This is a genomic window from Flavobacterium sp. IB48 (genome assembly GCF_016405855.1).
In the GTDB taxonomy this organism is placed as follows: domain Bacteria; phylum Bacteroidota; class Bacteroidia; order Flavobacteriales; family Flavobacteriaceae; genus Flavobacterium; species Flavobacterium ginsengisoli.
Map to the genome: position 1 here is coordinate 860,515 of NZ_JAEFCA010000002.1, position 8,620 is coordinate 869,134.

The following is an 8,620-nucleotide window of genomic DNA, read 5'->3' on the forward strand; positions in this document are numbered from 1 at the left end:
CATTCTGAGCGTCGCGATCCCGAAGCTTTAGAACCGAGAAGGATTTACATACAGTAACATTAACAATTTTTGCGGAGCTACTTGCAGAGATTTCTCCTTTGTCGAAATGACAATATTGGGAAAAATCATTTTTATCTGCCGAAGAAACTTGAAAACATTAAACTTAAAACAATTAAAAAATAAAAATATACAATGAAAAACATTGCCATCATCATGGGCGGCTATTCTAGCGAATACAAGATTTCTTTAATTAGCGGGAATGTCGTTTATCAATATCTTGACAAAACAAAATACAACGGATTCCGTATTCACATTTTTAAAGAAAAATGGGTTTATGTAGACCAAAATGATGCCGAATTCCCAATCGATAGAAATGATTTTTCAGTTACTGTAAACGGCGAAAAAATCACATTTGATTGTGTTTTCAACGCTATTCATGGAACTCCAGGAGAAGACGGATTAATGCAAGCGTATTTCGAATTAATTGGAATGCCACAATCTTCTTGCGATTATTACCAATCTGCTCTAACATTCAATAAAAGAGATTTATTATCTGTTTTAAAACCATACGGAATCAAAACAGCGATTTCTTATTATTTAAATAAAGGAGATAAAATTAATACACAAGAAATTATAAAAAAAGTTGGACTTCCTTGTTTTGTAAAACCAAACAAAGCAGGTTCAAGTTTCGGAATCTCAAAAGTAAAAACGGAAGCCGAACTTCCAATTGCAATTGAAGTAGCTTACAAAGAAGACAACGAAATTATCATTGAAAGCTTCCTTGACGGAACTGAAGTATCTGTAGGTGTAATTAACTACCAAGGAGAAATCAAAGTACTGCCAATTACAGAAATTGTATCAGACAATGATTTCTTCGATTATGAAGCGAAATACGAAGGAAAATCACAAGAAATAACGCCAGCGAGAATCTCTGACGAAATGACTAGAAAAGTTGGAGAAACAGCAAAACGTGCTTACGAAGTTTTAAAAATGAAAGGTTTCTCAAGAAGCGAATTCATCATTGTAAACGACGAACCACATATGTTAGAAATGAATACTATTCCTGGCTTAACTACAGAAAGTTTGATTCCGCAACAAGCAAAAGCTGCAGGAATTTCTCTAGAAGATTTATTCACAAATGCAATTGAACTAGCTTTAAAATAGTTGCTAAGATTTTAAGGTGCTAAGATCCTAAGATTTTAGCACCTTATTTTTTAACCTTATTGTCAGACTGAACCAAGTCAAAGTCAACCTTTGTCACTTTTGTTACTCTGCATCTTTGAACCTCAAAAAAATGAAAGAAATCTTTGAATGGAATAGGTTATTCTACAACAATCTCCCAGAAACCTTTATTCTGGAAGTGATATTTCGTTCAACGGTAATGTTTACCATTTTACTTCTTACATTAAAGTTAGCAGGAAAAAGAGGCGTAAAACAATTATCTGTTTTTGAAACCGTAATTATCATTGCATTGGGTTCTGCCGCTGGCGATCCGATGTTTTATGAAGATGTCGGAATAATTCCTGCAGCAATCGTATTTTTAAGCATTATAATTCTTTATCGTTCTGTTACTTGGCTCACAGGAAAAAGCAAAAAATTCGAAGAGTTCATAGAAGGTAAAACCGAATGCTTGATTAACGACGGAAAATTTTCTATATCGAGTTTTAAAAAAGAAAGTTTGGCGCAAGATGAGTTTTTTGCTGAATTACGCATCAAATCGATTGAACATTTGGGGCAAGTAAAACATGCATTTATAGAAACAAGTGGCGAAATCAGTGTTTTTTATTATGAAGACAAAGATGTTGGATACGGATTGCCGATTCTGCCTTTGCTTTTTGAGAAAAAAAATAGAAGTATCCCAGAAAACGGAGTATATTCCTGCTCTTTTTGTGGTAATACTGAAAAATTAAAAAAAGGAACTTCAACTTGTAAAGACTGCAATAAAGACGAATGGGTTCCTTCAATCAATACCAAGAGAATAACATAGAAAAAATTCCAAATTCAAAAAAAAAGAAAAACTAAGATTCACCACAATCCTAATAACTTAGAATCTTAGCATCTCAGAACCTTAGAACCTTAAAAGAAATGCGAAAAGCCATATTCCCAGGATCATTTGACCCAATTACATTAGGACACGAAGACATTATCAAAAGAGGAATTCCTTTATTTGACGAAATTGTAATAGCAATTGGTGTCAATGCCGAAAAAAAATACATGTTTTCATTAGAAGAAAGAAAACGTTTTATCGAGGAAACCTTCAAAGACGAACCAAAAGTTACGGTTATCACTTATGAAGGATTAACAATCGATTTGGCAAAAAAAGAAAAAGCCAACTTCATTTTGAGAGGTCTTCGCAACCCAGCCGATTTCGAGTTTGAAAAAGCCATTGCACATACTAATAGAAAACTTTCTAAAATAGAAACCGTTTTCCTATTGACAGCTGCAAGTACATCATTTATCAGTTCGAGCATTGTACGCGATGTATTGCGTCATGGTGGCGAATATGAACAATTGGTTCCAAAAGCTGTTAGGATAAAAGAAAAATAAGGCAAAAAATCAATCAACCGATTTAAAGAACATCCAAACCTTGACATAAACTTGCAATCCAAACAAATTATAAGTAATTTCGCATTTTTAAAATAAAACCCAAATAATGAGCATCGAGAGAGAATTAAGCAAAAGAAGTGGCGCTAAATGCGAACTTTGTGGAGCTGAAGAAAATTTAAAAGTTTATCAAGTCCTTCCAACTAAAAAAGGAGGTATTGATGAAGCCGTATTTGCCTGTAACACTTGTATTGACCAAATTGAAAATCCAGATAATGTAGATTTAAATCACTGGAGATGCCTTAACGACAGTATGTGGAATGAAAATATTCCGGTACAAGTTGTGGCTTGGAGAATGTTAAGCCGTATGCGCGCTGCGGGATGGCCACAAGAATTGCTTGATATGATGTATTTAGACGAAGATACTCTTGAATGGGCAAAAGCAACGGGAGAAGGCGAAGATGATGAAAATAAATTAGTTCACCGCGACAGTAACGGCGTGGTACTACAACACGGAGATTCTGTAGTTTTAATCAAAGATCTTAAAGTAAAAGGATCTAGCATGGTTGCCAAACAAGGAACTGCAGTTAGAAACATCCGTTTAGACCACGAAAACGCTGAATATATTGAAGGAAAAGTAGACGGCCAGCAGATTGTAATTATTACACAATACGTGAAGAAGATTTAAAAAAAGGTGCTGAGGTTCTGAGATGCTAAGATTCTAAACTTTTTTTAGAATACTAATAATTTAACCGCAAAGCACACAAAAAAAAAACGCAAAGTTCGCAAAGTTTTATCCACAAAGCTTTGCGAACTTTTTACTTTTATAAAGTCTTTAAAATTAAAAAACTTAGTGTGCTTTGCGTTAAAATTAAAGACAAAGTTTATCAGCTTGAAACCTGAAACAAAAAAGCCCGTTCATAAAACTGAACGGGCTTTTTAAATATATTGTTTCTAACGAAAAATTATTTTTGGAATAATTTACTGATTTGATCTTTTACGAATGGCTCAGAAACGTTGTTTGTTGCTGCGTCTCTTTCTTTTCCAGAAACCATAAATTGAACTGTAGCTTTGTCTGGAACCACATTTCCTGTGTAGTGCAACCAAATGTAGTTGTTAGGTAACTCTAATTTGATGTCGTACAACGGAGAAGCTGTAAATCCGCCCATGATAATGTTGTATAAAGAGTTATAAGCATTATCAATGTTTTTGAATGAAAATTTTCTCAAAGTCGAATCATCATCACTTTGAACGATAGTGTAATACACAGTGTATTCGTCACCAATTTTCTGAATGTAATTATTATTTACTTTTCCTAATTTTTCTACAGGAACTGTTTCTAGTACCTTAACCTGTGCAAACGAAATAAAAGTAAAAAACAATGCGGCAAGAGTAATAATCTTTTTCATATAGTATTTGGGGTTACAATTTTACGAACACAAAAAAACATAGAAATATTGAAAAAACACCTATCAATTCGTTATTTTTTTAACATAAAATTGTAAAACTTAGTTACATAATCATAATTTACTGAATTACAAACACATAAATCGTAAAAAACTCCAAAATACAAATCTAAATTAACGCTCTAAAATCTAAAAATTTAATACTTTCCTCTCTTCTCCTCTTCTTCTTTCTTAATAACATTACGGGCAACTTCGATTTTAAACTTCTTGCCTTTCATTTTTTCATCTTTAACGTTTTTCAGAAGATCTTTTACTTTATTGTATTTTACCGCTGCAAACGAAACAAAATCTTTTACTTCAATTAATCCTAAATCGTCTTTTTCTAATTTTCCCTTTTGAGAAAAGAATCCTACGATATCAAATTTATTCAACTTGGTTTTCTTTCCGCCGCTAATGTAAATAGTCTGAAATTGAGGCGGATTCGGAAGCGAAACTTTTCCTTCAACATCCAAAACACCCATTTCATAATCAATGTAATCGAGTTGCTTTTCACTTTCGTGAATGATAATATATGCCGTTCCTGTTGCTTGCATACGTGCTGTACGTCCGTTTCTATGCGTAAACTCGTCTTCTTTTAAAGGCAGATGATAATGAATAACATGTTTCATTTCTGGAATATCCAAACCTCTTGCTGCCAAATCGGTTGTTACCAAATACGTTACACTTCCATTTCTAAACTGAATCAAAGCACGCTCACGTTCTTCTTGATCCATTCCGCCATGATAATAAACCGAATAGATTCCTTTTTCGTTTAAAGTGTCACTAATCCGCTCTGCCGCATCACGATGATTACAGAAAATAATAGCCGATTCTGATTTTAAAGAACAAATCAAGTTAAACAAACTCTGCAATTTATCTTTTGCTGGCGAAATCACCATTTTCATCAAAAGATTTGTCTTTTCTTCTTCCTCTGGAATAAAATCCAAAACAACTGGATTTATAACCCTAGTATATTTCGGAATCTCAATATCTGAAGTTGCCGAAACTAAAACACGTTTGTTTACTTTCGATAATCTTCCAATTATAAAAGACATTTGCTCATGAAAACCTAATTGCAACGATTTATCAAACTCGTCTAAAACTAAAGTCTGAATTTTATCTGTTCTAAAAGTTTCTCTCTCGATATGATCGGCAATTCTTCCAGGAGTTCCAATTAAAACCGCTGGCGGATTGCTTAAGTTTTTGATTTCAGTATCAATTGAATGTCCGCCGTAACAAATATTGACTTTGTACTGCGTTCCCATTTTCTTCCAAACTTGTTCAATTTGAAGCCCTAATTCGCGTGATGGAACCAAAATCAAACATTGAACAGAAAGTATTTCAGGCTGTAACAATTCTAAAATAGGAAGCAAAAACGCTAATGTTTTCCCAGATCCTGTTGGAGAAAGTAATAAAACGTTGTTTTCGTTTAAAATAGCATCGTGTGCCATTTCCTGCATTTCGTTTAGGCTCTGAATTCCTAAATTCGAAAGTATATCGTTGGAATGGTGTTTTTTCATGCTGCAAAAGTAGGGAAAGTTTTTTAACCGCAAAGCACGCAAAGGTTTACGCAAAGTTCACAAAGTTTAAGTTCAAAGCTTTGCGAACTTTGCGTTTTTACAAAACCTGAAAGACAAAAAACTTTGCGCGCTTTGCGGTTAAAAAAACACAAAGTACATGAAACCTGAAACTTGAAACCTGAAACAAATAAAACTATTATATTTGACCATCAAAAACCCAAAACCATGAAACTTTTTACATTTCTCTTTTCACTTTTCACCATCACTATTTCCGCTCAAAACAATAAGAAATACGATACCTTTTTTGAGAAAGGAAACGGAAATCAATCTGCTTCGTATCAAGAAACTATTGCTTATTGGAAAATGCTTACTGCCGATTTCCCTACTATTCAAATGAAAGAAATGGGACTGACAGATTCTGGCGAACCTTTACACATGATTACTTTCAATCCTGACAAGGAATTTGATTTTGATAAAATCCAGAAAACAAAAGCCGTTCTGTTTGTCAATAACGGAATCCATGCTGGAGAACCTGACGGAATAGATGCAACAATGCAATTCTATAGAGATTTAGCAACAGGAAAAATGAAAGCGCCTAAAAACACTGTTTTGGTTACCATTCCAGTTTATAATATTGGCGGTGCTTTAAACCGAAATTCGACAACTCGCGCCAACCAAGACGGGCCAGAGATTTATGGTTTTAGAGGAAATGCAAGAAATTATGATTTGAATCGTGATTTAATGAAATCGGATACTCGAAATACAAAAAGTTTTGTAGAGATTTTCCAGAAAATAAACGCCGATGTTTTTATCGATAATCACGTAAGTAACGGTTCTGATTATCAATACAAACTGACTTACATCATGACGCAGCACAACAAACTGGGAACGGTTTTGGGCGATTTTATGAATAACGAAATGATGCCAACTTTGGTGAAAGATCTTCAAAAAAAGAAAATCGAAACTACGCCTTATGTCGATTCATTTAAAGATACGCCAGACAAAGGTTTTGGGCAGTTTGTCGATAGTCCACGATATACAACGGGTTACACTTCTTTATTTAATACGATTGGTTTCGTAGTCGAAACGCACATGCTGAAAAAATATGCCGAACGCGTAAAAATGACTTACGAATACATGAAATCGACTTTGGATTTTACTGATGCGAATTATCAAAAAATAAAAGATTTAAGAGTACAAAATTTAGAACAATATCAACCTAAAAAATCATACACTTTAAAATGGGAATTGGACAGCACAAAAGCGACTACTTTTTCGTTTTTAGGTTATGAAGCAGGTTACAAAAAAAGTGATGCTACAACAGGAAATCGTTTGTATTATGACAGAACAAAACCATACAAAAAAGACGTTCCGTACATTAAAGAATTTAAATCGATTAAAGAAGTTGTGATTCCAACGGCTTATATTGTTCCGAGAGGATATTGGAATATTATTGATCTTTTAAAAAACAATAATATCTCATTTAAACAGATTAAAAACGATACCATTATAGAAGTCGAAAGTTATAGAATTGCCGATTTTAAAACCGTTCCGTCTGCTTACGAAGGACACTATATACACAGAAATACAACAGTAACTTCTAAAATCGTTAAAATGGCTTTCGCCAAAGGAGATTACATCGTACCAACAAACCAAAAAGGCGTAAAATATATTCTAGAAGCTTTTGAACCAGAAGGGGTAGATTCGTTCTTTAACTGGAATTTCTTTGACCCTATTTTACAGCAAAAAGAACATTACTCAGAATATATTTTTGAAGATACTGCTGGACAGCTTTTAAAAGAAAATTCGTCGCTAAAAGCAGAATTAGAAGCTAAGAAACAAAACGACCGCGAGTTTGCCAAAAGTGCCGAAGCGCAATTAGATTGGATTTACAAGCATTCTGTTTATTATGAAAAGGCGCATATGCAGTATCCTGTTTATCGGGTGTTGTAGATTTTTTTTAACGCAAAGTGCGCTAAGATTTTTTTTTGATTGGGTTTTGTTTGCGATAAGAACGCAAAGCTGTACGATTAAAACTTTGTCAAAGTTTGAAATTTTGACAAAGTTGAATTATGGTTTTCCGTAATGATTCTGATTACTAAACTTTTATATTTGACTAATACACAAAACTTAAATCAATTAATTCAAAAAGCTTATGGGATACTATCACACAATTAAAATGCTTTTAGATTTTCTAAGTACAATTTCATGGCCAATTGTGGCTCTTGTTGTTTTCCTCTCATTAAAGACACCAATTAAAAACTTCATAAATAACATTAAAAAGTTTACTTATGGAGGTACAGGCATAGAAACAAATTTGGCTAATAAACAAATTGAAGAGGATTCTTTATCTGAAATATTAGGAAATAATCCAGATGCGACAAATCTAGATAGAATTTTAGCTAAATTTTCTGATAGCACTTTAAAGTCACTTGATAAAATTATAGAAAATGAAACTCAAATTAGTACAATCGATAATCCGCAAAATAAATATGATAGAATTTATAAATACGCCAAAATTCTAATCCTTGTAAAAAATATTGAAAAAATTCATGCTTTAATTTTCGGAAGCCAAATTAGGCTATTACAAAGATTAAATTACTCTTATTCCGAAAGCAAAAGTGATTTAAAACAATACTACGATGATGCAGTAAAAAAGAATTCGGAGGGTTACAACGATTACTCTTATGAAAATTATTTAAACTTTCTAGTTATAAATGACTTAGTAAAAATTGATAATGAAACAGTTAGTATAACTGACTATGGAAAAGACTTCCTAAGATATATTGTAGAAGCTAACTTAACAGTTGAAAAATTTAATTAAAGCTATTTACGTTAATAATGAGCGAGTGTCTCCCCCGCTAGCGCGAGCGTCCCGCTCGTGAACGCAATCTAACTCAAAACTAAAAGAGCACGAGCCAGACGCTCGCGCTAGCGACAATAAACCAAATTAAAAAGCCTAATAAAAACAATTTTATTAGGCTTTTCTATATTCCAAAAAGAACAAAAAAACTTATTTATCCTTCAATATTTTTTCTAAATACTCCACTTTATCTTTTTCAGCTTGAACCAAACGTTCGTAAAGCTTTTTATTTTCTTCGTAAGCTTCAA

Annotated in this window: 8 protein-coding genes and 1 pseudogene; 6 read left to right on the forward strand and 3 right to left on the reverse strand. The window is 33.2% G+C overall.

Annotation, left to right across the window (positions count from 1 at the left end; translation table 11 throughout):
* Positions 1-192: 192 nt before the first annotated feature.
* From JC605_RS10765 to JC605_RS10780, 4 genes are all read left to right on the forward strand, one after another.
* Positions 193-1,164 (forward strand): D-alanine--D-alanine ligase, encoded by a 972-nt coding sequence (locus tag JC605_RS10765; RefSeq protein WP_198856173.1) that lies wholly within the window; start codon positions 193-195, stop codon positions 1,162-1,164.
* Positions 1,165-1,294: 130 nt separating this feature from the next.
* Complete coding sequence (locus JC605_RS10770) at positions 1,295-1,987, forward strand: DUF421 domain-containing protein (protein ID WP_198856174.1); 693 nt, start codon at positions 1,295-1,297, stop codon at positions 1,985-1,987.
* Positions 1,988-2,085: 98 nt separating this feature from the next.
* Complete coding sequence (gene coaD, locus JC605_RS10775; RefSeq protein ID WP_198856175.1) at positions 2,086-2,547, forward strand: pantetheine-phosphate adenylyltransferase; 462 nt, start codon at positions 2,086-2,088, stop codon at positions 2,545-2,547.
* A gap of 106 nt (positions 2,548-2,653) precedes the next feature.
* Positions 2,654-3,232 (forward strand): alkylphosphonate utilization protein, encoded by a 579-nt coding sequence (locus JC605_RS10780; protein ID WP_198856176.1) that lies wholly within the window; start codon positions 2,654-2,656, stop codon positions 3,230-3,232.
* Positions 3,233-3,509: 277 nt separating this feature from the next.
* On the opposite strand, the gene JC605_RS10785 is transcribed toward JC605_RS10780, so the two are convergent.
* Positions 3,510-3,953, reverse strand: coding sequence for a hypothetical protein (locus tag JC605_RS10785; protein WP_198856177.1), 444 nt, complete (start codon positions 3,951-3,953; stop codon positions 3,510-3,512).
* Between the two features lie 194 nt (positions 3,954-4,147).
* Positions 4,148-5,509 (reverse strand): DEAD/DEAH box helicase, encoded by a 1,362-nt coding sequence (locus JC605_RS10790; protein ID WP_198856178.1) that lies wholly within the window; start codon positions 5,507-5,509, stop codon positions 4,148-4,150.
* A gap of 225 nt (positions 5,510-5,734) precedes the next feature.
* On the opposite strand from JC605_RS10790, the gene JC605_RS10795 reads away from it, so the two are divergent.
* Entirely contained in the window at positions 5,735-7,462 is a 1,728-nt protein-coding gene (locus JC605_RS10795; protein WP_198856179.1) for a M14 family metallopeptidase, read from the forward strand.
* Between the two features lie 202 nt (positions 7,463-7,664).
* A complete protein-coding gene (locus JC605_RS10800; RefSeq protein ID WP_198856180.1) occupies positions 7,665-8,333 on the forward strand; it encodes a hypothetical protein in 669 nt (222 codons plus the stop codon).
* Between the two features lie 189 nt (positions 8,334-8,522).
* On the opposite strand, the pseudogene JC605_RS23705 reads toward JC605_RS10800, so the two are convergent.
* Positions 8,523-8,620: pseudogene (locus tag JC605_RS23705) on the reverse strand (transcriptional regulator); the annotation flags it as partial.

What these genes read in the sequence shown, in the direction of transcription:
- JC605_RS10790 (WP_198856178.1), bottom strand. Translation starts at nt 5,509, where the DNA reads ATGAAAAAACACCATTCCAACGATATACTTTCGAATTTAGGAATTCAG.
- JC605_RS10770 (WP_198856174.1), top strand. Translation starts at nt 1,295, where the DNA reads ATGAAAGAAATCTTTGAATGGAATAGGTTATTCTACAACAATCTCCCA.
- JC605_RS10800 (WP_198856180.1), top strand. Translation starts at nt 7,665, where the DNA reads ATGGGATACTATCACACAATTAAAATGCTTTTAGATTTTCTAAGTACA.
- JC605_RS10765 (WP_198856173.1), top strand. Translation starts at nt 193, where the DNA reads ATGAAAAACATTGCCATCATCATGGGCGGCTATTCTAGCGAATACAAG.
- JC605_RS10795 (WP_198856179.1), top strand. Translation starts at nt 5,735, where the DNA reads ATGAAACTTTTTACATTTCTCTTTTCACTTTTCACCATCACTATTTCC.
- JC605_RS10785 (WP_198856177.1), bottom strand. Translation starts at nt 3,953, where the DNA reads ATGAAAAAGATTATTACTCTTGCCGCATTGTTTTTTACTTTTATTTCG.
- JC605_RS10780 (WP_198856176.1), top strand. Translation starts at nt 2,654, where the DNA reads ATGAGCATCGAGAGAGAATTAAGCAAAAGAAGTGGCGCTAAATGCGAA.
- coaD (WP_198856175.1), top strand. Translation starts at nt 2,086, where the DNA reads ATGCGAAAAGCCATATTCCCAGGATCATTTGACCCAATTACATTAGGA.